General features: G+C 64.5%; 17 protein-coding genes and 1 pseudogene. 10 read left to right on the top strand and 8 right to left on the bottom strand.

Translation table 11 applies throughout. The features are described 5' to 3' along the window. Positions 1-2 precede the first annotated feature (2 nt). The 3 genes from zwf to KLP42_RS18495 form a co-directional block, all read right to left on the bottom strand. Entirely contained in the window at positions 3-1,475 is a 1,473-nt protein-coding gene (zwf, locus tag KLP42_RS18505; protein ID WP_215568434.1) for a glucose-6-phosphate dehydrogenase, read from the bottom strand. Between the two features lie 94 nt (positions 1,476-1,569). Then, a complete protein-coding gene (locus tag KLP42_RS18500; protein WP_215568433.1) occupies positions 1,570-2,856 on the bottom strand; it encodes an NAD(P)/FAD-dependent oxidoreductase in 1,287 nt (428 codons plus the stop codon). A gap of 9 nt (positions 2,857-2,865) precedes the next feature. Further along, a complete protein-coding gene (locus tag KLP42_RS18495; RefSeq protein WP_215568432.1) occupies positions 2,866-4,305 on the bottom strand; it encodes a glutamine synthetase family protein in 1,440 nt (479 codons plus the stop codon). A 130-nt stretch (positions 4,306-4,435) separates the two neighbouring features. Between KLP42_RS18495 and KLP42_RS18490 the strand changes: the two genes are divergently transcribed. The 5 genes and pseudogenes from KLP42_RS18490 (at position 4,436) to KLP42_RS18475 (ending at position 11,947) form a co-directional block, all read left to right on the top strand. Then, positions 4,436-5,638, top strand: coding sequence for a BaiN/RdsA family NAD(P)/FAD-dependent oxidoreductase (locus tag KLP42_RS18490; protein ID WP_215568431.1), 1,203 nt, complete (start codon positions 4,436-4,438; stop codon positions 5,636-5,638). 213 nt (positions 5,639-5,851) lie between these two features. Beyond that, the gene (locus KLP42_RS18485) at positions 5,852-8,377 is read left to right on the top strand and encodes a methyl-accepting chemotaxis protein (protein WP_215568430.1); all 2,526 of its coding nucleotides are present in this window, start codon (positions 5,852-5,854) and stop codon (positions 8,375-8,377) included. 243 nt (positions 8,378-8,620) lie between these two features. Further along, complete coding sequence (locus KLP42_RS27160) at positions 8,621-8,752, top strand: hypothetical protein (RefSeq protein ID WP_286675487.1); 132 nt, start codon at positions 8,621-8,623, stop codon at positions 8,750-8,752. A 169-nt stretch (positions 8,753-8,921) separates the two neighbouring features. Then, positions 8,922-10,757: a methyl-accepting chemotaxis protein gene (locus KLP42_RS18480; protein ID WP_215568429.1), complete on the top strand. Its 1,836-nt coding sequence runs from the start codon at positions 8,922-8,924 to the stop codon at positions 10,755-10,757. 322 nt (positions 10,758-11,079) lie between these two features. Further along, a pseudogene (locus tag KLP42_RS18475) lies at positions 11,080-11,947 on the top strand (LysR family transcriptional regulator). A 48-nt stretch (positions 11,948-11,995) separates the two neighbouring features. On the opposite strand, the gene KLP42_RS18470 reads toward KLP42_RS18475, so the two are convergent. Next, positions 11,996-12,232, bottom strand: a complete 237-nt coding sequence (locus tag KLP42_RS18470; protein ID WP_143126471.1) for an SMc00767 family acetate metabolism repressor — start codon at positions 12,230-12,232, stop codon at positions 11,996-11,998. Between the two features lie 184 nt (positions 12,233-12,416). After that, positions 12,417-13,706, bottom strand: a complete 1,290-nt coding sequence (aceA, locus tag KLP42_RS18465) for an isocitrate lyase (RefSeq protein WP_215568428.1) — start codon at positions 13,704-13,706, stop codon at positions 12,417-12,419. Between the two features lie 226 nt (positions 13,707-13,932). Here aceA and KLP42_RS18460 point away from each other — a divergent pair, with 226 nt between their 5' ends. From KLP42_RS18460 to KLP42_RS18440, 5 genes are all read left to right on the top strand, one after another. Continuing rightward, a complete protein-coding gene (locus KLP42_RS18460; RefSeq protein WP_215568427.1) occupies positions 13,933-15,351 on the top strand; it encodes a helix-turn-helix domain-containing protein in 1,419 nt (472 codons plus the stop codon). Positions 15,352-15,507: 156 nt separating this feature from the next. After that, a complete protein-coding gene (locus tag KLP42_RS18455) occupies positions 15,508-16,602 on the top strand; it encodes a polyamine ABC transporter substrate-binding protein (protein WP_215568426.1) in 1,095 nt (364 codons plus the stop codon). 87 nt (positions 16,603-16,689) lie between these two features. Next, positions 16,690-17,856, top strand: coding sequence for an ABC transporter ATP-binding protein (locus tag KLP42_RS18450; RefSeq protein ID WP_215568425.1), 1,167 nt, complete (start codon positions 16,690-16,692; stop codon positions 17,854-17,856). 12 nt (positions 17,857-17,868) lie between these two features. Then, positions 17,869-18,777, top strand: coding sequence for an ABC transporter permease subunit (locus KLP42_RS18445; protein ID WP_215568424.1), 909 nt, complete (start codon positions 17,869-17,871; stop codon positions 18,775-18,777). 1 nt (position 18,778) lies between these two features. After that, a complete protein-coding gene (locus tag KLP42_RS18440; RefSeq protein ID WP_215568423.1) occupies positions 18,779-19,597 on the top strand; it encodes an ABC transporter permease in 819 nt (272 codons plus the stop codon). Between the two features lie 113 nt (positions 19,598-19,710). Here the strand turns inward: KLP42_RS18440 and KLP42_RS18435 are convergent, their stop codons facing one another. From KLP42_RS18435 to KLP42_RS18425, 3 genes are all read right to left on the bottom strand, one after another. Then, positions 19,711-19,947, bottom strand: coding sequence for a DUF378 domain-containing protein (locus KLP42_RS18435; protein ID WP_215568422.1), 237 nt, complete (start codon positions 19,945-19,947; stop codon positions 19,711-19,713). A 127-nt stretch (positions 19,948-20,074) separates the two neighbouring features. Further along, entirely contained in the window at positions 20,075-21,895 is a 1,821-nt protein-coding gene (locus tag KLP42_RS18430; protein ID WP_215568421.1) for an AsmA family protein, read from the bottom strand. Positions 21,896-22,259: 364 nt separating this feature from the next. Further along, positions 22,260-23,897, bottom strand: coding sequence for an ABC transporter permease (locus tag KLP42_RS18425; protein WP_215568569.1), 1,638 nt, complete (start codon positions 23,895-23,897; stop codon positions 22,260-22,262). Positions 23,898-23,958 lie beyond the last annotated feature (61 nt).

Raw genomic sequence — 23,958 nt, 5'->3', positions numbered from 1 at the left:
GCTCAGCCCTCGTGCCAGGTGCGACCGTCGCGCTCGATCAGCGCAATCGCCTGGCTCGGACCCCAGGTGCCGGCCGTATAGCCCTGCGCCGGCTGGCCGGTCAGTTCCCAGCCCTTCAGGATCGGATCGACCCACTTCCACGCCGCTTCCACTTCGTCGCGGCGCATGAACAGCGTCTGGTTGGAGCGGATCACGTCCATCAGCAGCCGCTCGTAGGCATCCGGATTGCGCACGTTGAAGGCGGCGGCAAAGCTCATGTCGAGCGAGACGTTGCGCAGGCGCATGCCGCCCGGACCGGGGTCCTTGATCATCAGCGACTGCTTGACGCCCTCATCCGGCTGCAGGCGGATGATCAGCTGGTTGGCGGAGATACGGCCTGCGGCCGGCTCGAAGATGTTGTGCGGGATCGGCTTGAAGGTGATGACGATCTCCGACATGCGGCTGGCCAGCCGCTTGCCGGTGCGGATGTAGAAGGGAACGCCCGCCCAGCGCCAGTTGTTGATCTCGGCCTTGATGGCGACGAAGGTTTCGGTGTTGGACACGCCGCCTTCGAGTTCTTCCAGGTAACCCTTCACGGGGCCACCCGCAGAGGCGCCGGCGCGATACTGGCCGCGCACCGTCATCTGCTCGACATTGGCTTCCGTGATCGGCCTCAGGGCGCGCAGCACCTTCAGCTTCTCGTCGCGCACGGCTTCGGAATCCATGGAGGAGGGCACTTCCATGGCGACAAGGCAAAGAAGCTGCAGAATGTGGTTCTGCACCATGTCCCGCAGCGCGCCGGCCGTGTCGTAATAGCCGGCGCGGCCTTCGAGGCCGACGGATTCGGCAACCGAAATCTGCACGTGATCGATGTACTGGGCGTTCCACAGCGGCTCATAGAGCGCATTGGCAAAGCGCAGCGCCATCAGGTTCTGCACCGTCTCCTTGCCGAGATAGTGGTCTATGCGGAAGATCTGCTCTTCCTTGAACACCTTGCCGATCGTGTCGTTCAGGTCGAGCGCGGAGGAGAGGTCGCGGCCGATCGGCTTTTCCACCACGATGCGGGTGGATTTGGTGATCAGTTTGTGGTCGCGGATCTTTTCCGAGATGGCGCCGAAGATCGCCGGCGATACCGCGAGATAGAAGGCCCGCACGCGCTCCTTGCCCTCGTCCAAAAGCTTCTTCAGCTGGTCCCAGCCGGCATCGGTCTTGGCATCGACGGAGACGTAGAACAGGCGGGCGAGGAACTTGGCCACTTCCGCCGTGTCGTATTCGCCCTCCTTGAGGTGCTTTTTCAGCGCCTCGTCGGCAAATTTGCGAAACTCCTCGTGGCTCATCGGGGTGCGGGCGGCGCCGATCACGCGGGTCGGTTCGGTGAACTGGCCTTCGATCTGCCGGTGGTAGAGGGCGGGAAGCAGCTTGCGTTCGGCAAGGTCGCCATTGCCGCCGAAGACGACATAGTCGAAGGGTTCCACGGGGATGATCTGACTGCTCATGCCTAGCTCTTTCGAAGTCTGAGGGTTGATGTCTACATAATCTAATCGATTTAAAAAAGCCAGCCCCCTGATGGGGCAAAGCGTCACACGGCAATCAGAACCGGTCGCGCAGGGCGTACCAGGTCAGCGCCAGGAACAGCAGCGGGCTTCTGAACCGCGCTCCGCCGGGAAAGGGCGGGATTTTCAGATCCTGGAACAGGTTAAGCTCGCTGGCGTTTCCGGCAACCGCGTCGGCATACATCTTGCCTGCGTAGTTTGACAGCATGACGCCATGGCCGGAATAGCCGGCAATCGAGGTGACGCCCGGCATCACTTCGCGCACGAAAGGCTTGCGCGGCAGGGTGATGCCCACCGAACCGCCCCAGGCATGGGTGATCGCGACATCCTTCAGCGCCGGATAGATTTCGGCGATCTGCTTGCGGATGTGGCGGGAAATGTCGCGCGGGCTGTCGGCGGTATAGGCTTCGCGCCCGCCGAACAGCAGGCGTCCGTCGCGGCTTTTGCGGAAATAGCGCACCACGAAGCGCGAATCCGCCACGGCCTCGGCGCCCGGCAGGATGTCGGGGAAGCGGTCGAGCGGCACGGTCGCGCCGATGAAGGAACGGATCGGCATCACATGTGCCGCCGTTTCCCGTTCCAGCTTGCCGATATAGGCATTGGTCGCGAGCAGAACCCGCTCGGCGGTGATCGTGCCGCGCGGCGTCTCGATCCGCGTCCTGCCGTCCGCCTGCGTCATGCCGTTGGCCGGCGTCATCTCGCAGATCCTCGCACCGGCTTCAGCCGCCACCCGGCCAAGGCCGATCAGAAGTTTCAGCGGGTGGATATGGCCGGTGCCGGCATCGCGCACGCCGTGATGGTAATGGGAAGAGCCCAGTCGCGCGGTCGTCTCGGCCTTGTCCATGAACGAAACATGCGGATAGTCGTAACGCGTCGCCAGAAGATCGGCGACGCGCCGGTAGTCGTCGGCATGCCCCGGCTTGTGCGACACATTCATCTGCCCCGGCATGTAGTCCATGTCGATGCCGTGCGTTTCGGCGAAATCGAGCAGGTAGCGCTTGGCGTTTTCAGCCATGTCGAACAGGGCGCGGGAACGCTCGTAGCCGAGTTCCGGCTCCAGTTCGTCCGGCCAGGCGCGCTGGCCGGAGCCCAGCTGGCCGCCATTGCGGCCGGATGCCCCGTCGCCGAGCCGGCTTGCCTCGATCAGCACCACCGAGACGCCACGCTGGGCAAGATTGCAGGCCGCCTGCAGCCCGGTGAAGCCGCCGCCGATGATGGCGACATCGACCGTGACCGAGCCGTCGAGTGCTGCGTAGGTCGGCCGATCCGCAACGCTGTCCTGATACCAGGACAGGCCCGGTGCAATGGGGCTTTGCCATGTCATGGGGTCACCTTACACGTTCAGCAGCAGGAATTCACGCTCCCACGGGCTGATCACCTGCATGAAGGTCTCGAACTCGCCCCGCTTGACCCCCGCGTAAAGACCGATGAATTCCTTGCCGAACACCTCTTCGAAGGCCGGTTCGCCCTCGAGAAGGGCAACGGCTTCGAGCAGCCCGCGCGGAAGATCGATGGAACCCTCGTTGGCCGTGTCATAGGTCGGCTCCGTCGGTTCGATCTCCTTCATGATGCCGAGCCAGCCGCAGGCGAGCGAGGCCGCCAGCGCCAGATAGGGGTTCGCGTCCGAGCTCGGCAGGCGGTTTTCGACGCGCCGCGCCGCGGGCTCCGAGATCGGCACGCGAAACGCCGTGGTGCGGTTGTCGTAACCCCAGGCATTGTTGACCGGGCAGGCCATGTCCGGCGTAAGCCGCCGGTAGGAGTTGACGTAGGGCGCCAGCATCACGAGCGAACTCGGCACGTATTTCTGCATGCCGCCGATGAAGTGGAAGAAGGCGCGCGACGGGGAGCCGTCCGGATTGGAAAAGATGTTCTTGCCGGTCTTGGCATCCACCACCGACTGGTGGATGTGCATGGCAGATCCCGGCTGGCCCTGCATCGGCTTGGCCATGAAGGTGGCATAGATGCCGTGCTTCAGGGCCGCCTCGCGGATGGTGCGCTTGAACAGGAACACCTGGTCGGCGAGCTGGATCGGGTCGCCGTGGCGCAGGTTGATTTCCAGCTGCGCAGGGCCTTCCTCATGGATCAGCGTATCGATCTCCAGCCCCTGCTTCTCGGAGAAGTGATAGATGTCGTCGATCAGTTCGTCGAATTCGTTGATGCCGGCGATCGAATAGCCCTGGCCGCCGACGATGGAACGGCCGGAGCGGCCCTTCGGCGGATGCAGCGGGTAATCCGGATCCTCGTTGATCGCGACGAGATAGAACTCGATTTCCGGCGCCACGACCGGCTTCCAGCCCTGATCGTCGTAAAGCCGCATGACATTCTTCAGCACGTTGCGCGGCGTATAGGGCACCTGTTCGCCGGTGGTGCCCACCACGTCGCAGATCACCTGCGCCGTCGGGTCGCTTTCCCAGGGAACCACGGAGAGGGTCGACAGGTCCGGCACCAGCTTCAGGTCGCTGTCGCGCGGCTCGTAGCGGAAATTGGCCGTCTCGTCCGGATAGTCGCCGGAGATCGTGTGGCGATAGAGCGCAGACGGCAGCGCCAGCGAGGTGTTGGAGGTGAATTTCGACGTCGGCATCATCTTGCCACGCGGCACGCCGGCCAGATCCGGGGTGATGCATTCCACATCCTCGATGCCGCGGGCCTTCAGCCAGGCGGCGGCGTCCCGCCAGTTCGCCACGCCCCGAAGCGAGGTGAGAGGCGGTTGTGCCGTGGCGGCCTTCAGGACGCTTCCAGTGGCACGGGCGGTCGGCTTTTTCTTGGGCGGCATGAGGCACCGGACGTTGTTGACGTTGCCCGCATCATAGTCGGAACACGGCAATTGGCGAGGGGGATCATTGACTTTGTACGGTTGATCGCGAACAGGAAGGAGCGGACGGGCAAGACAGGATGAGAGTGACGTGACGCGCCGATACGATGTTGTGGTGCTGGGCGCCGGGGCCGCCGGCATGATGTGCGCGCTGAGGGCGGGCCAGCGCGGCCAGCGCGTCCTGGTGCTCGATCATGCCCGGGCGCCCGGCGAAAAGATCCGTATTTCCGGCGGCGGGCGCTGCAACTTCACCAATCTTCATGCCGCCCCGGCCAACTACATTTCCGGCAACCGCCATTTCGCCAAGTCGGCGCTCGCGCGCTACACGCCGAGGGATTTTCTGGCGCTGGTCGAGAAGCATCGCATCGCCTGGCACGAAAAGACGCTCGGCCAGCTGTTCTGCGATGACAGCGCCAAGGACATCATCCGCATGCTGCTTGCCGAAATGCAGGCCGGCGATGTCGAGCTTCGTCTGCAGCAGCCGGTCGGCGCGGTCGAAAAATCCGAGGAGGGTTTCCGCCTTTCCCTCGACAGCGGCATCGTCGAGTCGCGCGCGCTGGTGGTGGCGACGGGCGGCAAGTCCATTCCGAAGATGGGCGCCACCGGCCTTGCCTATCGCATCGCCGAACAGTTCGGCCTGCCGGTCACCGAGACGCGACCGGCGCTGGTGCCGCTGACGCTGGAACCGGCCATGCTCGAGAAGCTTTCCGTCCTCTCCGGCATTTCGGTGGAGGCCGAGGTGCGCCACGGCAAGACGGGTTTCCGTGAGGCGCTGCTCTTCACCCATCGCGGTCTCAGCGGGCCGTCCATCCTGCAGATCTCCTCCTACTGGCGCGAGGGCGATGCCATCACGCTGTCGCTTGAGCCGGATATCGACCTGCTCGCCCGCCTGAAACAGGCGCGCCGGGACAACGGTCGCCAGGCGGTGCAGACGGCGCTGGCGGAGATCCTGCCGCGCCGGCTGGCGCAGTTCTTTGCGGAAGATCTCGGCCTGTCGGCGCCGCTCGCCGATCAGAGCGACCGCGTGCTGCAGGCGGTCGCGACGGCGGTTCAATCCTGGAGCCTCAAGCCTGCGGGCTCGGAAGGTTACCGTACGGCGGAAGTCACGCTCGGCGGTGTCGATGTCGATGCACTCGATTCGCGCAGCATGCAGGCAAAGTCGGTGCAGGGCCTCTATTTCATCGGCGAATGCGTCGATGTCACCGGCTGGCTTGGCGGCTACAATTTCCAGTGGGCCTGGGCCTCCGGCCATGTCTGCGGCGAGGCGTTGACAGTGTCGTCGCCTCACCATTGACCCGCCCGCGCTGCCGGAGAGAGGCGAACCTGTGCAGTTTCTGCACGCATTATTCTCATATCAGTATATTCGCAATTTCATTTGTACCATTCTAGGCTGAATCTTCAGCATTTCTTTAGCGGCGAGTGGGAGAACGATATGGCCGCCTTGAATTTCAAGGGGCATATCTGCCCGTCTGCCAGTCCGGGCGGCCTTTCATTTCAGAGGTTGCAAATGCTCGTCGATCGCCTGCTCGCGCGCTTCAAGATCCAGACGAAGGTCATCGCCTTCATCGTTCCGTTCGTTCTCAGCATATCGGCCGTCGGGCTCTCCGGTCTCTATGCCTCGCGCCTCCTGCAGGTGCGTATGGACATGTCCAATTCCGTGCTGCAGTCGCTGAGCGGCTTCAAGCAGGTCTATGCCGGCATGACGGAGTTCCTGCAGCATACCAGCGAGGAAACGCGCAGCGTTCTCGTGCGCCAGCTCGGCGAACAGTCGGCGCTTCTGAAGCAGGTGGCGGCTGCGGCCGATGACGCTGATGGCCGTGCCGAGATCGGAGCCGCCATTCAGGGGGCCGAAACGATCGGTGGTCAGATCGACGCGCTCTGGGCGCTCTACAAGGACGAGGTCGCCCTGCGCAATGGCATCGACGAGGATCTGGGCATCATCGTCAAGCAGCAGGCCGACCTGCTCAATTATGCGACGGTCAAGCGCGAGAACCTGAGCGCCGACGAAGGCAAGGCAAAGGAACTGTTGCGCGATGCCGAACGGCTGACCCGCGGCGCCAACCTGATCTCCAGGCTGGTGGCGGATTTCAACGGCCAGGCGACCGCGCAGCAGAAGATGGATGTCGTGACGCCGCAACTCGGCCAGCTTAAGACGACGATGGCCGAGGTCAATGCCGCGCTGCCGGCAGACCAGAAGGTCGTGGCGGATCAGCTGGCGGACAGCCTCGGCCAGATTACCAAACAGGCGGAAATCAACGTCGTCAATGATGCGACCATCGGTGCCGTCGAGCGGGCCGTCAACCTGATGCGCCCCGCCGCGATCCGTCTGCAGGGCGCCGCCACCCTGAAGGCCCGCCAGGCCACCGAAGCCTTCGGCCAGCTCGATGCGCCGATTGCCGCGGCCACCCGCTTCGTCACTGTCACGCGCCAGATCAGCGATGCCGTGCGCACCGTCGAACTGAAGGTCGCCCGCTACACCGTGGCGCCCGATGCGACCCTGCTGGACGACCTGCTGGGCGCGCTGATGTCGCTCGACGTGTCGACCGGCGCCATGCAGGCCGACCAGACCGTGCCGGAAGAGATCCGCAAGCGGGCGGACGCCATCCTGCCGCGGATCGTCGGCATGGAGGACAAGGCCGAGGCGCTGCTCGATCTCTCGCGCAAGCGGATCGATGCCTTCCGCTCGGCGGAACGCGAAATCAATGCCATCTGGGGCAGCCTGACCCAGTTCGCCTCCCACCAGCGCGACGCCGCCGGCATCGAGCGCGACAAGGCCAACCAGATTTCCGTCAGCGCCATGCTGCTTGGCATCCTGGTGGCCATCTTTGCCGGGATCGGCCTGATCTTCACCTTCAAGGGACCGATCCTGCAGATTGCCGCCACCATGCGGCGGCTTGCCGCCGGCGATCTCAGCACCGCGATCGAAGGGGCGGCCCGCCGCGACGAACTGGGCGACATGGCCCGGGCGCTTGGCATCTTCAAGGAAAATGCCGAGGCGAAGCTGCGCGTCGAGGCGATGAGCGAGCAGGAGCGCGCACAAGCCGAGGCGGAGCGCCGTCGCAACGAGGCCGAGAAGCAGGAGATCGACCGGCAGATCGAGTTTGCCGTCACCGCGCTGGCAATGGGCCTGGAGCGGCTGGCGGAAGGCGATGTGTCTGCCACCATCGACACGCCCTTTGTCGGACGTCTGGAACAGCTGCGCAGCGATTTCAACCGCTCGCTCACCCGCCTGCAGGACACGATCGCGATGATCAAGAGCAATGTCGTGGCCATTCAGGGCAATGTCCGGCAGATGTCGCAGTCGACCGACGATCTTTCGCGCCGCACCGAAACCCAGGCCGCGTCGCTGGAGGAGACGGCCGCGGCCGTCAACGAGGTGACCGCCAATGTTCGCGCCGCGGCCGACAAGGCCCGCGAGGCCAATGTCGTGGTCGGCGAAACCCGGCGTAGCGCCGACGACTCGCTTGTCGTGGTGGGCGAGGCCGTCTCGGCCATGCAGCGGATCGAGGTTGCCTCGCAGAAGATCGCCCAGATCACCGAGGTCATCGATGCGATCGCCTTCCAGACGAATCTCCTGGCGCTGAATGCCGGCGTCGAGGCGGCGCGGGCCGGCGAGGCGGGCAAGGGCTTTGCCGTCGTGGCGCAGGAAGTGCGCGAGCTTGCCCAGCGCTCGGCCAGCGCGGCCAAGGAGATCAAGGGCCTGATCAATGCCTCCACGGAGGAGGTCAGCAGCGGATCGCATCTCGTGCAGCGCACCGGCGACGCGCTGGCCGCCATCGGCCGGCAGATCTCCAGCCTCAGCGCCCATGTGGAGGGCATTGCGTCGGCCTCGCGCGACCAGTCGTCCGCCCTGCAGGAGGTCAACGGCGCCGTCAGCCAGATGGACCAGTTGACCCAGCAGAATGCGGCGATGGTGGAGGAAACCAGCGCGGCAAGCCGCCAGCTGGCGGAGGAGGCCGATCAGCTGGTGATGCTGCTGGAACAGTTCCGCGTCGAGCGGAGCGACGGATACCGGGGCGCCCGCGCCGCCTGATGCGGCGCCGTCCTGGGAGACAGCAAGGGCCTTTCATCCTCGCCGTTGAAGGGCCCTTTACCATTCCCGGACCATTCCGGCCCGGCATTGGCCGGCGCTAAGAAATCAGCGCCTTCATTCAAGACTTCTTAAGTTCCCTCGCCGCATGCTGTCGCAATGCGTCCACATTTTCCGGCTTCAAGGAAGTGTCGCGCAGTCTGTCGTTCCGCGGCAGGCCAACCAGATCGTTTTGGGGATCGTACCATGCAGAGACATCGCGCGCGTGCCATTGCCATTGCCGAAGCCCGGACGCAGGCTTCGCTGAAGCTTCGTTTCCTTGTTCTCGCCGTGTCGGCCACCGCTGCCCTGATCGCTCTGCCCGGTCTGTTCTTCTGACCGCCTGCCGCTGCGGCTCTGTCGTGGCGCCCGGCCCTTGCCAAGGGGGAGGGTCCTGCGGCCGACATCCTTACCCCTCAGAATTGATAGAACGCAAGTCAGGTTCCCTTTACCCTGATGGCCTAGAGTCCCTGGATTGAACTTCGCTCTGACTTTCGACGGGGGCATCATGTCCAGGATCATTCCGGCTTCGGTCGCATCGCGCATTCTTCTGCTCTGTCTTCTGCTGGTGGTGGCCGCCGTAGCCGCCGTCGGCGGCATGACCTACGGCTACCTGCGCTCCAGCATCATGGAGCGGACGGATGACGATGCACGCAGTGCGATGCGGGCCATGGCCATTCTCTACGGCGCATCGGTGCCGGGTTCGGACATCCGCCTTGCCGATGGCATCGTCAGCGCGGTGCGGCAGGAGGCGCCGGTGGCGCTGGCAGACCATGCGCTGGTCGATCGCACGGCGCAGTCGATTTCCGGCGTCGCGACCATCTTCCAGAAGCAGGGCGCCGATTACGTGCGCATCTCCACCAATGTGAAGAAGGAGAATGGCGACCGTGCCACGGGCACCAAGCTTGCCGCCGATCATCCGGCCCAGGCTTTCCTGGCGCGGGGCGAGGCCTATTACGGCCCGGCCACCCTGTTCGGCCGCAGCTTCGTCACCGGCTATTTTCCGATCAAGAACGACAGCGGTGCCGTGACCGGCGTGCTGTTCATCGGCATTCCGCTCGAGGTCTACTTCGCACAGATCTCCTCCTCCGCCTGGATCATGGTGGTGACGGGGCTTGTCGCCATCCTCTGCGTGGGCCTCGTCGGCCTGGTGATGATCCGCAGGCTCGTGCGACCGCTGACCGTGCTGACGGACACCGTCATCAGCATCTCCTCCGGCCGCTCCGTGGATGTGCCCTTCACGCAAAGCCGCAACGAATTCGGCGACATTGCCCGCGCGCTGGAAGTGTTCCGCCGCAATGCCGAGGAGAAGCAGCTTGTGGAGGCGCGCTCGGACGAGGAACGGGCCGAGGCCGAAGCCGAGCGGCGCCGTCGCGATGCGGAAAAGCAGGAGACGGACCGGCAGATCGACCAGGCCGTCAGCGAACTGGGCGCGGCGCTGGCGCGGCTCTCCCAAGGCGATCTCACCCGTACCATCGAGACCCGCTTTGCCGGCAGGCTGGAGCAGTTGCGGCAGGATTTCAACGGCTCGATCACCCATCTGCGCGATACCATGGGCCATATCCGCCATACCGCCCTGACGATCCGGCAGGGCACCACGGATCTCAACGCCTCGTCCGACGAACTGGCGCGGCGCACCGAGAGCCAGGCCGCCTCGCTGGAAGAGACCGCGGCGGCCGTCGACCAGATCACGGTCACAGTCACCAATTCGGCCAGCCGTGCCCGCGAGGCGAACGAGGCGGTTTCCCGCACGCGCCGCACGGCCGACAGTTCCTCCACGGTGGTCAGCAGTGCCGTCGAAGCCATGGGCCGCATCGAGGAGGCGTCGAAGAAGATCGAGCTGATCATCGAGGTGATCGACGACATCGCCTTCCAGACCAATCTCCTGGCGCTCAATGCCGGCATCGAGGCGGCCCGCGCCGGCGAGGCCGGCAAGGGCTTTGCCGTCGTCGCGCAGGAAGTGCGCGAACTGGCGCAGCGCTCCGCCAGTGCCGCGCACGAGATCAAGGACCTGATCAACCAGTCCAGCAATGAGGTGCGCAACGGCTCCGAACTGGTACAGCAGGCCGGCCAGGTGCTGGCGGCGATCAGCGAACAGATCGCCGGCGCCAGCCGCCACGTGGAATCGATTGCCACTGCCAGCCAGGACCAGTCCTCGGCGCTGAAGGAGATCAACGGCACCGTCAACAAGATGGACCAGCTGACCCAGCAGAATGGCGCCATGGCCACCGAAACCAGCCAGGCCAGCGCCCGGCTTGCCGGCGAGGCAGGCCGGCTCATGCAACTCGTCGAACAGTTCCGCACCGAGACGGGGCAGGCAACGGGCGGTCGCCACGCGGCGTGAAGCTGCAGCCGGTTTCCGGCATCGGATGAGAAGGGGCGGTCTGCGGATCGCCCCTTGTCGCGTTGAGCCGGAGACGGGGCAGCCGAAACCATCGCAGCCAACGTGGCAGAGGTTCGGCATGCAGGCGATAGAAATCATCCTCGCTCTGCCTGCTCTGCCGCTGCCGCAGGTAGGCGTCGAAAATCTGGGCAGTGATCAAGTCCTGCATGGGATCATCCTTTCCTGACAATGGCCTGCTTGCGGGCCTGTTTGCGGTGATCCTTTTCAATAGTCAGGGAAATGCGCTTCAAGAACCGGGAAAAACCGGCTATGTTTTTCATCGATGAAAAACGTGAGCTGGGATATCTATGCAGCCTTCCTTGAGGTCGCGCGCCGCGGCGGCCTGTCGGGCGCGGTGCAGGCCACGGGCCTCAGCCCCGCCTCGCTCGGCCGGCGCATGCTGGATCTGGAGGCGGAAATCGGTCGCCCGCTGTTCCTGCGCAGCTGCACGGGTTATCGCCTGACAGCCGATGGCGAGGCACTGTTTGCCCAATGTCTGGAGATGGAGGCGGCGGCGCGCCGCATCGAAAGCTGGAACGCCAGCGGCTTGCATGCACCGCTTGTGCGCATTGCCTGCGGCACCTGGATGGCCTGGCACCTGATGCGGCAGTGGCCGGAACTCTGCCGGCCGGACGACCGGTTCCGGCTGGATATCTTCGTCGGCGAGCAGCGTGCGGCTCTGGCGCATCGGGAAAGCGATATCGGCATCCGGGCCTTCGAGCCGGCGGAGGCAAATCTTGCCGCCACGCGTCTCGGCGAGGTTGCCTACGCGGCCTATCGGGCCCGCAGCCTGTCCGGCGCCGAGGCCGGACGCTGGCTGGCCGTTGGGGAGGAGGCCGCGATTTCCGCCTATCTGCGCTATGCGCGAACGCCATGCCGAGCGGGTTGTGGTCGGCGTCAATCGGCCGCGTTCCCTGCTCGATCTTGTGCTTGCCGGCGCCGGCACCGCGGTTCTGCCCTGTTTCGTCGGCGACCAGCTGCCGGAGCTCGTCCGGCAGGATGGCGAGATCGCCGAACTGCGTCACAGCCAGTGGATCGTGATGAACAACGAGGACCGGGGCCGGCGCGAGATCCGCACCGTCATCGACCGGATGACGCATCTTGTGCGGAATGAGGCCGCGCTTTTCGCGGGCGAGCGCCCGCATGCATGAGGCGGGGAAGCGTTGCGCTTCCCCGCCTCATGCATGCTGTCCCTGGGGTCAGCGCGGCTGTGTCACGATGACCGGGATCATCAGGTCGCCCCAGTTGCCCTCGCCTCCATGGTGGCGGGCGGAGCGCACCAGTTCGACCGAGACGCCGGCATCGACGGCGCGCATGACGGCATGGTTCAGGCGGTGCAGTTCGTTGGCGAGAACGCGGATGGCCGACTGCTGTTCGGCGCTCATCGCGGTGGACTGTTCTTCGGCGCGTTCCTTGACGCGGGTCTGGACATTCATGGCATTTCTCCTCTTGTTGTGCAGGGGTTGTTGAAGGGGATGCTCAGACCCCTCCCCACAAGGCGGAGGGGCGTGGCCTGTGGCACCGGACTGCCCCTTCAAACCGTCAGCAAGCTGTCGGCTGCGAATGGGCAAGGCGGTTCTGCGGGTTACCCCTCCCCCTTGTGGGGAGGGGCCTTGGCTTTTACTCAGCCGCCGGGCGGAACTGTTCGTGCTCGGTGGATTCCTTCATCGCCGTGGTCGACGACTGACCGCCGGTGATGGCCAGCGACACGGCATCGAAATAACCGGTGCCGACTTCGCGCTGGTGTTTCGTCGCGGTGTAGCCGTTGATTTCGGCTGCGAATTCCGCCTCCTGCAGCTCCGAATAGGCCGCCATCTGGCGGTCCTTGTAGCCGCGGGCCAGTTCGAACATGCCGTAGTTCAGCTGGTGGAAGCCGGCGAGCGTGATGAACTGGAACTTGTAGCCCATCGCCCCCAGCTCGCGCTGGAACTTTGCGATCGTCGCATCGTCCAGGTTCTTCTTCCAGTTGAACGAGGGCGAGCAGTTGTAGGCGAGTTTCTTGCCAGGATGCACCTTGTGCACGGCTTCGGCGAACCTGCGGGCCTGTTCGAGGTCCGGTTTGCCGGTTTCCATCCAGATCAGGTCGCAATGCGGTGCATAGGCGATCGCGCGTGCGATGCACGGGTCGATGCCGTTTTTCACCTGGTAGAAGCCTTCCGCCGTGCGGCCCTTGTCGTAATCGACGAAGGGCTGGTCGCGTTCGTCGATATCGGAGGTGAGCAGCTTGGCGGCCTCCGCATCGGTGCGGGCGACGAGCAGAGTCGGAACGCCCATGACGTCGGCGGCAAGTCGGGCGGCGTTCAGGTTGCGGATATGGGCGGCCGTCGGGATCAGAACCTTGCCGCCCAGATGGCCGCACTTCTTTTCCGATGCCAGCTGATCCTCGAAGTGAACGCCTGCAGCGCCGGCTTCGATGAAGGCCTTCATGATCTCGAAGGCATTCAACGGTCCGCCGAAGCCGGCCTCTGCATCGGCAACGATGGGCGCGAACCAGGTCTCGACCGACAGGCCCTTGCCTTCCTGCGTCTCGATCTGGTCGGCGCGCTGCAGGGTGCGGTTGATGCGCTTGGCGAGCTCCGGCGCGGCATTGGCCGGGTAAAGCGACTGATCAGGATACATGGCAGAGGCGGTGTTGGCTTCTGCTGCAACCTGCCAGCCGGACAGGTAGATCGCCTTCAGGCCGGCGCGAACCATCTGCATGGCCTGATTGCCGGAGAGGGCACCGAGTGCGTTGACGAAATCCTCTTCGTTGATCAGCTTCCAGAGGCGGTTCGCCCCCATCTCCGCCAGCGAATACTTGATCTCGACCGAGCCGCGCAGCCGCTTCACGTCCTCTGCCGTGTACGGGCGCTCGATGCCGTCGAAACGACCTTCGGGTGCGGTGGGAACAAGGTTGTAAAACTCTGTCATGATGCTCTCTCCCGTCTGCTTTGGAGGCGAGGACACATCCTGTGTCCGATGATGTCGTCTCCGAATGTCTGAGACTGAATTTACAGTGCAGCGCAGCGTGTCGCCAGCAAATAAACGAAAACAGAGATCTGAAAGAGGTTAGGTTGTCTTGCCTTTGACGTTTCATCGTGTAAATTTGTAAATTATGTAAAAACTCTGAATGGGCGACTTCTGTAAAAGGTGTGACATGGCGGAGCGGAAGATCTTTGCAGGACCCAGGGTGCGGCGGCTGCGGCTCGGTCTCGATCTGACCCAGACGGCGATGGCCGAGGGGCTCGGCATCTCGCCCTCCTACCTGAACCTCATCGAGCGCAATCAGAGACCGCTCACCGTGCAGCTGCTGCTGAGGCTCGCCTCGGTCTACAAGGTCGATATCGACCAGCTGCAGGGTGAGGGGGGCGGTGCGGCGCAGCAGCTGCGCGAGGTGTTTGCCGATCCGCTGCTGGCCGGCGAAATCCCTGGCGATCAGGAGCTGATCGAGGTGGCGGAGGGCGCGCCCAATGCGGCGGTCGGCATCCTCAAACTCTACCGCGCCTATCGCGAGCAGGCCGCCCGCCTTTCCGATCTCGCCGATCTGCTGGCACGCGAGGGGCACGAGACCTCGCTCGGCCGCGCCCGCCTGCCGATGGACGAGGTGCGCGAGACGCTGGAAAGGCGTCCCATGGCGTTTGCGCGGCTGGACGAGGCGGCGGAAGCCTTCATCGCGACGCTCAATCCCGGCGACGATCTGACGGGTGCCCTGAAGGGCTGGCTGCGTTCGGCGCATGGCATTGTGGTGCGACAGCTGCCGGTACATGCCATGCCGACGCTGCGCCGGCGCTACGACCGGCATTCCATGCGCCTCTTTCTCTCCGAGCGCCTGTCGGTGGCGGAGCGGACCCGCGAGATTGCCCAGGAGGTGGCGCTGCTTTCGCTGGGCCAGGAGATCGCGGCGGAGCTTGCCGGCCTGTCGCTTTCGAGCGGCGAGGCACTGCGCATCGGCCGCTTCGAACTGGCCCGCTATGCGGCTCACGCACTGATGATGCCCTTCGGCGCCTTCCTGACGGCGGCGCAGCGGGCCCGCTTCGATCTGGACCAGCTCTCCGCCCGCTTCGATGTCTCCTTCGAGCAGGCCGCCCACCGGCTGGTCTCGCTGCACCGGGCCGGTGTCGGCGTGCCTGCCTTTTTCCTGATGGAGGTCGATCATGCCGGAAACGTGTTGCGCAAGGCCGGCTCCCAGGGCTTTCCGCAGGCCCGTTTCGGCGGGCTCTGTCCGAAGCTCGGCCTGCACCAGGCCTTTGCCCAGCCCGGCCAGATGCTGGTCGAGCGGGTGGAGATGCCGGACGGGGCGGCCTTCCTGACGCTCAGTCGCACGCTGGAGGGGCCGCGCGCCGCCTTCGGCGAGCGCCTGCGCCGCACGGCGATCCTCGTCGGCTGCGATGCGGCGGCGGCCGGCGAGACGGTTTACGGGGCGGCTGCCGAACTGCCGGCGGCGCGCATTCTCGCCGGCACCGCCTGCCGGCTCTGCGAGCGGCAGGGCTGTCTTGCGCGTGCCGAGCCGCCGCTCACCCGTCCGCTCGGGCTTGACGAGATGGTGACGGGGCTCAGTGCCTTCGACTTCCAGTAATGCGGGGGGGGCTGGCGGGTCTTTGCCCAAGTCTTGTGCGGTGCCGCACATTTCCGCTTGTGAGCGGTTCATTTCCTTTTTACTCTGCGGGAAAAGACGACAACCAATCTGCATCTCCTGCCGGGGGAAGCGATAGAACGGGAACTGGAGAAGACCATGAAATCACCCATGCTCCGCATGCTGGCCCTTGCCGCTTCGGCCCTGGCCGCAACCGCCGCCGCCGCCCAGGAGCGCGAGGTGCATGTCTACAACTGGTCCGACTATATCGATCCATCGATCCTGGAAGACTTCTCCAAGGAAACCGGCATCAAGGTCGTCTACGACGTGTTCGACAGCAACGATCTGGTCGAGACGAAGCTTCTGGCCGGCGGTTCCGGCTATGACGTGGTCGTGCCGACCGGGCCGTTCCTGGCCCGTCAGATCCAGGCTGGCGTCTTCCAGAAGCTCGACAAGTCCAAGCTGCCGAACCTCAAGAACATGTGGCCGGTGGTGACGGAGCGCCTCGCCAAGTATGACCCCGGCAACCAGTATGCCGTCAACTACATGTGGGGCACCACCGGCATCGGCTACAATGTCGACAAGGTCAAGGCGGCGCTCGGCGACGTGAAGATCGACAGCTGGGACGTGCTGTTCAAGCCGGAAAACGCCGCCAAGCTGAAGTCCTGCGGCATCAACATCCTCGATGCTTCGGACGAAACCTTCGCCATCGGCATGAACTATATCGGCAAGGACCCGGACAGCAAGAAGACCCCGGACCTGCAGGCCGGCGGCGATGTCTACAAGAAGATCCGCCCTTACGTGAAGAGCTTCAACTCCTCCGCCTATATCGATGAACTGGCCAATGGCGATACCTGCATCACCATCGGCTGGTCCGGTGACATTCTGCAGGCCAAGTCCCGTGCGGAAGAGGCCGGCAACGGGGTGAAGGTGGACTATGTCATCCCGAAGGAAGGCACCTACATGTGGTTCGACAACCTGGCGATCCCCGCGGATGCCAAGCATGTCGAGGAAGCTCATGCCTTCATCAACTACCTGATGAAGCCGGAGGTGATCGCCAAGGCCTCCAACTACGTGCAGTATGCCAACGGCAATCTCGAAGCCCAGAAGTTCATGGACGAGGCCGTGGTGAAGAACCCGTCGGTCTATCCGGACGAGGCAACGCTCGCCAAGCTGTTCACCATCTCGCCCTACGATCCCAAGGCCCAGCGCGTCATCAACCGCGAATGGACGGCGATCAAGACCGGTCAGTAAGATCGCGTTCGTGCATGCAGTCCGGCCGGTATCGCATCGCGGTGCCGGTCGTTCAAACGGAACCTGGGCAGACAACAAGGGGCGGGCATGGCAAAATCTCTGGGACCGGTCAAGCGCAAGTTCTCACCCTGGACCGATCCCTCGGCCACCCCCTTCATCCGCTTCGAGAATATCACCAAGCGCTACGGCGATTTCATTGCCGTCGACAACCTGACGCTTGATATCTACGAGCGCGAGTTCTTCTCGCTGCTCGGTCCTTCGGGGTGCGGCAAGACCACGCTGATGCGCATGCTGGCCGGCTTCGAGGAGCCGACATCCGGTCGCATCCTGCTTCAGGGCAGGGACCTGTCCGGCACGCCGCCTTACAAGCGGCCGACCAACATGATGTTCCAGAGCTATGCGCTGTTTCCGCACATGACGGTGGAAAAGAACATCGCCTTCGGCCTGGAGCAGGATGGCCTGCCGAAGCCGGAGATCAGGGCCCGTGTCGAGGAAATGCTGAAACTGGTGAAGCTGGAGGCCTTTGCGCGGCGCAAGCCGGCGCAGCTTTCCGGCGGCCAGCGGCAGCGCGTGGCGCTGGCCCGTTCGCTCGCCAAGCGGCCGAAGGTGCTGCTGCTCGACGAACCGCTCGGCGCGCTCGACCGCAAGCTGCGCGAGGAAACCCAGTTCGAACTGATGGATATCCAGCATACGCTGGGTCTGACCTTCCTCATCGTCACCCATGACCAGGAAGAGGCGATGACCGTGTCGGACCGCATCGCGGTGATGGACAAGGGCATCGTGGTGCAGGTGGCGACGCCCGCCGAAATCTACGAGGGGCCGAACAGCCGCTACGTGGCCGAGTTCATCGGTGACATCAACATTCTCGAATGCGCGCTGACGGAAAATGCGGGCGTCTGTCTTCACGAGGGGCATCCGCCGGTCGTGCGCCTTGAAAGCGACGGGCTTTCCATCGCGGTCGAGCAGGAGTGCCCGGCCGCGGTCGGCGACCGCGTGGCCTTCGCCATCCGTCCGGAAAAGGTGCGCATCTCGCTCGATCCGCCGGCCGCCGCCGAGACCAATACCGCCCATGGCGAGGTCTGGGATATCGGCTATCTCGGCGATTTCTCCGTCTTCCTGGTGAAGCTGGAGGATGGGCGCGTGCTGAGGGCCGCGCAGGCCAATGTCTCGCGCCTCGTCGATCGCCCCATCACCTTCGGGGATATGGTCTGGCTGACCTGGCCGCTCGATGCGGGCCTGGTTCTGACGCGCTGAGGGAGGCGGGGCATGGCTGAGATCGGTGCATCCTCGCAGACCAATCCGTTCCGCTGGCTGGTGGTCGCGGTTCCCTATCTCTGGCTGATCGTCTTCTTTGCGGCGCCCTTCCTCATCATCCTGAAGATCTCGCTGTCGGATACGGCAATCGCCATGCCGCCCTATACGCCGACGTTCGAAGGGTTCGGCGCGCTTGGCGATTTCCTGTCGCAACTGGATTTCGACAATTACCAGTTCCTCACCGAGGACCCGCTCTATTTCAACGCCTACCTGTCATCGCTGCGGATCGCGGCGATCTCCACGCTGCTCCTGCTGCTGATCGGCTATCCTATGGCGCTTGCCATGGCCCGGGCGTCGAGCACCATCCGCCCGACGCTGATGATGATGGTGATCCTGCCGTTCTGGACCTCGTTTCTGATCCGCGTCTATGCCTGGATCGGTATCCTGAAGCCGGAGGGGCTCCTGACGCTGCTGCTGCAGACCATCGGGCTTCTGGGGCCTGACGACCAGGTACAGATCTTCCGCACCGATTATGCCGTCTTCATCGGCATCGTCTATTCCTACCTGCCCTTCATGGTGCTGCCGCTCTATGCGGCGCTGGAAAAGATGGACGGCACGCTGCTGGAGGCAGCAAGCGATCTCGGCTGTCCGCCCTGGAAGGCCTTCTGGAAGATCACCTTTCCGCTGTCGCTGCCGGGCGTCATTGCAGGCTCGATGATCTGCTTCATCCCGATCACCGGCGAATTCGTGATCCCGGACCTGCTCGGGGGGGCGGAAACGCTGATGATCGGCAAGACGCTGTGGACGGAGTTCTTCGGCAACCGTGACTGGCCGCTCGCGTCCGCCGTGGCCATCCTGCTGCTGCTTGCGCTCGTGGTGCCGATCGTCATCTTCCAGAACCAGCAGCAGAAGGCGGGCTGAGATGAAACCATCGCGCTTCGACAGCACCGTTCTGACCCTGTGCTTCGCCTTCCTCTACATCCCGATCATCATCCTGGTGATCTACTCCTTCAACGCCTCCAAGCTGGTCACCGTCTGGGGTGGCTTCTCGCTGGAATGGTATCGCGTCATGTGGTCGAACGAGGGGCTTATGGATGCCGCCTGGGTAACGGCGCGGGTCGGCGTGCTCAGTGCCACGCTCGGCACCGTGCTGGGCACACTCGCGGCGCTGGCGCTCAACCGCTTTCCGCGCTTTCCCGGCCGCATGGCCTTTACCGGCATGATCTATGCGCCGCTGGTCATGCCGGAGGTCATTACCGGCCTGTCCCTGCTGCTCCTGTTCGTGGCGATGAATGTCGATCGTGGCTTCTGGACGGTGACCATCGCCCATACCACCTTCACCATGTGCTATGTGGCAATCATCGTGCAGTCGCGCCTTCTGACCTTCGATCGCAGCCTGGAAGAGGCGGCGCTCGATCTGGGCTGCCCGCCGGTGAAAACCTTCTTCCGTATCACGCTGCCGCTGATCCTGCCGGCCATCGTGTCCGGCTGGATGCTGGCCTTCACGCTGTCGCTTGACGATCTGGTGATCGCAAGCTTCACCACCGGGCCTGGCGCCACCACCCTGCCGATCAAGATCTACTCGCAGGTGCGGCTCGGCGTGACACCGGAAATCAATGCGGTCTGCACCATCCTGATCGGGCTCGTCACCATCGGCGTGATCATTGCCTCGATCACCACCAAGCGCAACGAGGCGCGCCGCATCCGCGACGAACACGCCGCCATTCGCGGCGCCGGCTGATCCTCGGCATTGAGCCCTCCGGCGCTCCATCCGCGCGCAGAAAAGCCGGCGCTCCGCGGGGGAGGCCGGCCCTTCCTTTGTGGCAGACGGCGTCGGTTGCCGGGTCTTCTTGGTCAGTGATGGCCCACATTGGCCTGGGCAGCGGTTTCGCCGACCGACATGGAGCGGGTCAGCGGGATGAGCTGCCAGAGGGCCGAGAGGCCGACCAGCACGTAGACGATGGTGGCCAGAGCACTGTCCTGACCGCCGAAGATGGCGGCGACGAGGTCAAAATCCGCGATGCCGACGAGAAGCCAGTTCAGGCCGCCGACGATGACCAGCAGAAGGGTAATGATGTTAAGGGCGCGCATTTCCGAATCCTTTCGAGCAGTTGGACAGCCTTCCAACTGACGCCTGGATGCATTGTTCCGCACTTGGTTGATTGATGGCGAGGAGGTTCGCGTCCCGGTGGCTGCAGGCCGGACGCGGAGTGCGTCCTCAGGGGCGCAAACCATCCGGTGCGGGCCAGATGACCGGGTTCGGCCATGCACCGCCGATGAAGGCGCGGTGCGAAGCGCCGCCCGTCTTGCTGTCCACTCTGGCGATCAGCGACAGACTGCGTGTCTGGTAGGGCACAACACCGGACAGATGCATGACATAGGTCTCGCCGTCTATCGTCGCGTCGGTGATCCGGGCGCTGCCGGCGGCGAACTCGGCCTTCAGGTCGAGGCTGTTGAAATCCGTGCGGCCTTCCCTTGCCTTTTCGAGGGAAAAATAGCCGGACCCGGAGGCGAGCCTGCGGAAGGCGTCGAGATCGAGGCGTGGAATCGATCCGGATGCTGCCGAAAGATGCAGGCTCCCGGTGACATCCTCGGCTTTGGCAAGCGAGAGGGGCTTGGCGAGATCGAGATTGAGATCGATGGAGGCCGGGGCGGAGAACAGCGGACCGGGAAGCGACAACTGCTTGGCCAGAGCTTCGAAGTCGACATTCCTCGCCGCAAGCCGGATCTTCGTTGCCGGCTTCGGCATCAGCCGCATGCTGATCTGGCCGCTCATGCTGCCGCCCAGCATCTCGCTGTCGAGGATCTCGACTTCGGCCCGCCTTGCATCCGACAGCAGGCTGACGGCGGCATTGGTCAACGAAACCGTTCCATAGCTTGCCGTCTTCACCGAAAAGCGCGCATCGAAGCCCAGTTGCCGTTCGAAGGGCGGTTCCCGTGCGGGATCCAGCGGGCCCATTTCCTGCTGATCGTCGGAGATCGCCATCACCAGGGCGCGCAGGTCCATGCGATCGAAGGCAAGCGTTCCGGTCACGCGCGGCGGCTGCGTGTCGGTCGCCATGGAAAGGTCCATCACGCCGGTGCCGCTGCTGCCATTGGCGGAGATGGTCAGCTGGTCGAAGCGCATGACGCGGTCAAGCGTCACCAGCCGGGCCGACAGGGTCACATCGTGCAGCGCATCGGCGGTGTGAACGGGCAGGTTCGCCCATTGCACCACATCGGCGATCTTCGGAACGGTCATCTGCAGGTCGCCCGAAAGGAAGGCCGTGCGGGCAAGATCGGCCCGGCCCGAGAAGCGGGCGGTCATCAGGCTGGAACTGAGCGCCAGATCGAGGCTCGCGCTTGCCCCGCCGAGCAACTGCAGCGGCTGCGCGGTGGACAGGTCGATGTCGAGCAGCACGCCACGCACCTCGGCGCGGGCGCGCAGGCGTGCCGGTGCGGTGAGGTCGTCCCAGTCGAGCGCACCGTTGATCCGCTCGAAGACGAGGCTGCGCCCGTCGGCCGTCTCAACCGTCAGGCGCCCGCCGGAGATCGTCACGTCGCCGATTTCCGCCTCCGGCAGCGGGCGTGCGGTCTCGGCCGGGTCGGTGCTGACGGCATGGCGCACTGCCGCTCCCAGCAGACCCTGGTTCGACCAGTTCAACCGGCCGCCAGCTTTCGTTCTGACGGTGATGTCGGGGCCGACAAGGGTGAAGTTCTGGAACACCGGATTGCCGGTCAGAGCCTTCAGCAGGCTGAAATTGGCCGACAGCTCGTCGATGTGGCCGAGCACGGGGGAACCTGGCCTGTCCTCCTGCCGGATGACGATGCCGCGAAGCGTCACCATCGGCCGCGGCCAGAATTCCAGCTGCGGCACGCTGTCGATCGTCACGTCATGGCCGAGCCATGCCTCGACCGCGGTCTCGACCCGATCGCGCACCAGCGCCGAGGAGACCAGCACCGGCGACAGGACCCGGAACAGGACCGCGAGCACCAGGATGCCTGCAACGACGAGAAGCGCTGTGCGGGAGGTCCGGTTGCGCGGTGACAAGTCGATCATGCGTCTTTGGCCATCTCTTTGCTGGATGACGGGAAAATGGGTGGATCGGCGCTGCAGCCGTGGCGCTTCGTTATCGGAATTGCGGGCGTCTTGCAAACAGGGCCGTCAGTTGAAGCCGTCTGCGCTGTTCCGACGCCCTGCCTGCATTGACTGGCTGTTAACCCTTGCCGGCTGCCTGACATCAAACCGTCACATCTTAACCACGCCTTAACGCCTGCAACTGCAGATCGGTGGCGGAGCGTGCGGCAGGGCGGTCACGAGGCGGCGACAGGCCGCACCCGTTCGCCCGGCGGGTTTCCATTGCACCACTTCAGGGCAGCTTCGGCTGCCCTCTCTTTTGGCGCCGCCTGCCTGACAAAGAGGCTTACCGTTCCATGGAGCGCGATACCAGCAGCACCGGAATGAGCCCGACCAGAACGATGATCAGCGAGGCGATCGAGGCATTCTCGATCTGGGCGCGCGAGGCATCCTCATAGACCAGCGTTGCCAGCGTGTTGAAGTTGAACGGGCGCAGCAGAATGGTGGCCGACAATTCCTTCGTCGATTCCACGAAGACGAAGAGGGCGGCCGTCAGGAGCGCCGGGCGCATGTTGGGCAACAGCACGCCGGTCAACGTCTTCAGGCGGTTGCGCCCCAGCGTGCGGGCCGCCATGTCCAGATGCGGCGAGAGTTTCTGGAAACCGGAATCCACCGTGCCTTCCGCCATGGTGAGAAAGCGCACCGTGCAGGCATAGAAGATGGCAAAGCCGGTGCCGGACAACAGAAGCCCGGTCGAGATGCCGAAATGGCTGCGCAGCAGGGCATCGAGCCCATTGTCGAAGGCGGCCAGCGGCACCAGTACGCCGATCGCCAGCACTGTGCCCGGCATGCCGTAGCCGAGCGAGGCAAGCCGTCCGGCAAGGCCGCTCACCGCCCCGCCGCGGCTGCGCACGGTATAGGCCAGCAGGAAGCCGATCAGTACGGTGGCAAGCGCGGTGGCGCCCGACACGGTGACGCTGTGCCACAGGGCCTTGAGGAGCCGCGGGTCCTGCAGCAGGTCCAGACGCTTGAAGGCATAGGTCAGCAGCATGGCGACGGGCAGCACGAAGCCGCTGGCAACCGGCACAAGGCAGGCGAGAACGGCAAGCCAGCGCCGCCCGCGCCCGAGCGGGGGGCGGATCTGTTCGTTGACGCTCGCGGTGGTGCGGTTCGCCACGAAGCGCTGGCGCCGCCGCGCCAGCCGCTCCACGGCGATCAGCCCCGCCACGACGAAGAGCAGCACCACCGCCAGCTGGGCGGCACCGCCGAGGCTGCCCCGGTTCAGCCATGTGTCGTAGATGGAGAAGGTCAGCGTGTTGACGCCGAGATATTCCACCGCACCGATATCGTTCAGCGTTTCCATGCTGACCAGCGTCAGGCCGATCATCAGCGCCGGTCGCGCCATGGGCAGCTGTATGCGCAGGATGGTGCGCAGGGGGCCGGCCCCCAGCGTGCGGGCCACATCGGCTGCCGCGCGCCCCTGCATCAGGAAGTTGGAGCAGCAGGCGAGATAGACATAAGGATAGAGTACCGAGGACATGATCAGCACCGCGCCGCCGAGCGAGCGGATATCCGGAAACCAGTAGTCGCGGGCCGACCGGAAGCCGAACAGCGCGCGGTAGCCGGTCTGCAGCGGTCCGGTGAAATCGAGGAACTCGGAAAAGGTATAGGCCGCGATATAGGAGGGAATGGCGAGCGGCAGTACCAGCGCCACCGAAAGCAGCCGCCGCAGCGGAAAATCGAAGGTGGTGACGAGCCAGGCCGTCAGGATGCCGAACAGGCTGGTGACGAGAGCGGTAAGAGCCACCAGCAGCAGCGTGCGGCCGGTGGCGCGCGGCAAGACGTTCACCAGAACATGCTGCAGGCTGTCGGAGCCGCCGGAGGCGGCGATCCACACCACGGCCACCACCGGCATCACGGCAAGGGCAGCCACCAGCAGCGACAGCACGGAGAAGGAGCGGGTATCCTGTCGCGCCACGCGCATCTGCCTCTGGCGAGCAAGCTGCAAGGCCGGTTCCTTCTTCTGCGATGCCTCAAGATGTCGG

Source organism: Rhizobium sp. CSW-27 (assembly GCF_018760785.1).
Classification (GTDB): Bacteria; Pseudomonadota; Alphaproteobacteria; order Rhizobiales; family Rhizobiaceae; genus Neorhizobium.
This window is presented reverse-complemented; position numbering and strand designations above follow the sequence as displayed.

Bases quoted from the DNA above. Each gene is read 5' to 3' on its own strand.
- zwf (WP_215568434.1), bottom strand. From the start codon at position 1,475: ATGAGCAGTCAGATCATCCCCGTGGAACCCTTCGACTATGTCGTCTTC.
- KLP42_RS18500 (WP_215568433.1), bottom strand. From the start codon at position 2,856: ATGACATGGCAAAGCCCCATTGCACCGGGCCTGTCCTGGTATCAGGAC.
- KLP42_RS18495 (WP_215568432.1), bottom strand. From the start codon at position 4,305: ATGCCGCCCAAGAAAAAGCCGACCGCCCGTGCCACTGGAAGCGTCCTG.
- KLP42_RS18485 (WP_215568430.1), top strand. From the start codon at position 5,852: ATGCTCGTCGATCGCCTGCTCGCGCGCTTCAAGATCCAGACGAAGGTC.
- KLP42_RS27160 (WP_286675487.1), top strand. From the start codon at position 8,621: ATGCAGAGACATCGCGCGCGTGCCATTGCCATTGCCGAAGCCCGGACG.
- KLP42_RS18480 (WP_215568429.1), top strand. From the start codon at position 8,922: ATGTCCAGGATCATTCCGGCTTCGGTCGCATCGCGCATTCTTCTGCTC.
- KLP42_RS18470 (WP_143126471.1), bottom strand. From the start codon at position 12,232: ATGAATGTCCAGACCCGCGTCAAGGAACGCGCCGAAGAACAGTCCACC.
- aceA (WP_215568428.1), bottom strand. From the start codon at position 13,706: ATGACAGAGTTTTACAACCTTGTTCCCACCGCACCCGAAGGTCGTTTC.
- KLP42_RS18460 (WP_215568427.1), top strand. From the start codon at position 13,933: ATGGCGGAGCGGAAGATCTTTGCAGGACCCAGGGTGCGGCGGCTGCGG.
- KLP42_RS18455 (WP_215568426.1), top strand. From the start codon at position 15,508: ATGAAATCACCCATGCTCCGCATGCTGGCCCTTGCCGCTTCGGCCCTG.
- KLP42_RS18450 (WP_215568425.1), top strand. From the start codon at position 16,690: ATGGCAAAATCTCTGGGACCGGTCAAGCGCAAGTTCTCACCCTGGACC.
- KLP42_RS18445 (WP_215568424.1), top strand. From the start codon at position 17,869: ATGGCTGAGATCGGTGCATCCTCGCAGACCAATCCGTTCCGCTGGCTG.
- KLP42_RS18440 (WP_215568423.1), top strand. From the start codon at position 18,779: ATGAAACCATCGCGCTTCGACAGCACCGTTCTGACCCTGTGCTTCGCC.
- KLP42_RS18435 (WP_215568422.1), bottom strand. From the start codon at position 19,947: ATGCGCGCCCTTAACATCATTACCCTTCTGCTGGTCATCGTCGGCGGC.
- KLP42_RS18430 (WP_215568421.1), bottom strand. From the start codon at position 21,895: ATGATCGACTTGTCACCGCGCAACCGGACCTCCCGCACAGCGCTTCTC.
- KLP42_RS18425 (WP_215568569.1), bottom strand. From the start codon at position 23,897: ATGCGCGTGGCGCGACAGGATACCCGCTCCTTCTCCGTGCTGTCGCTG.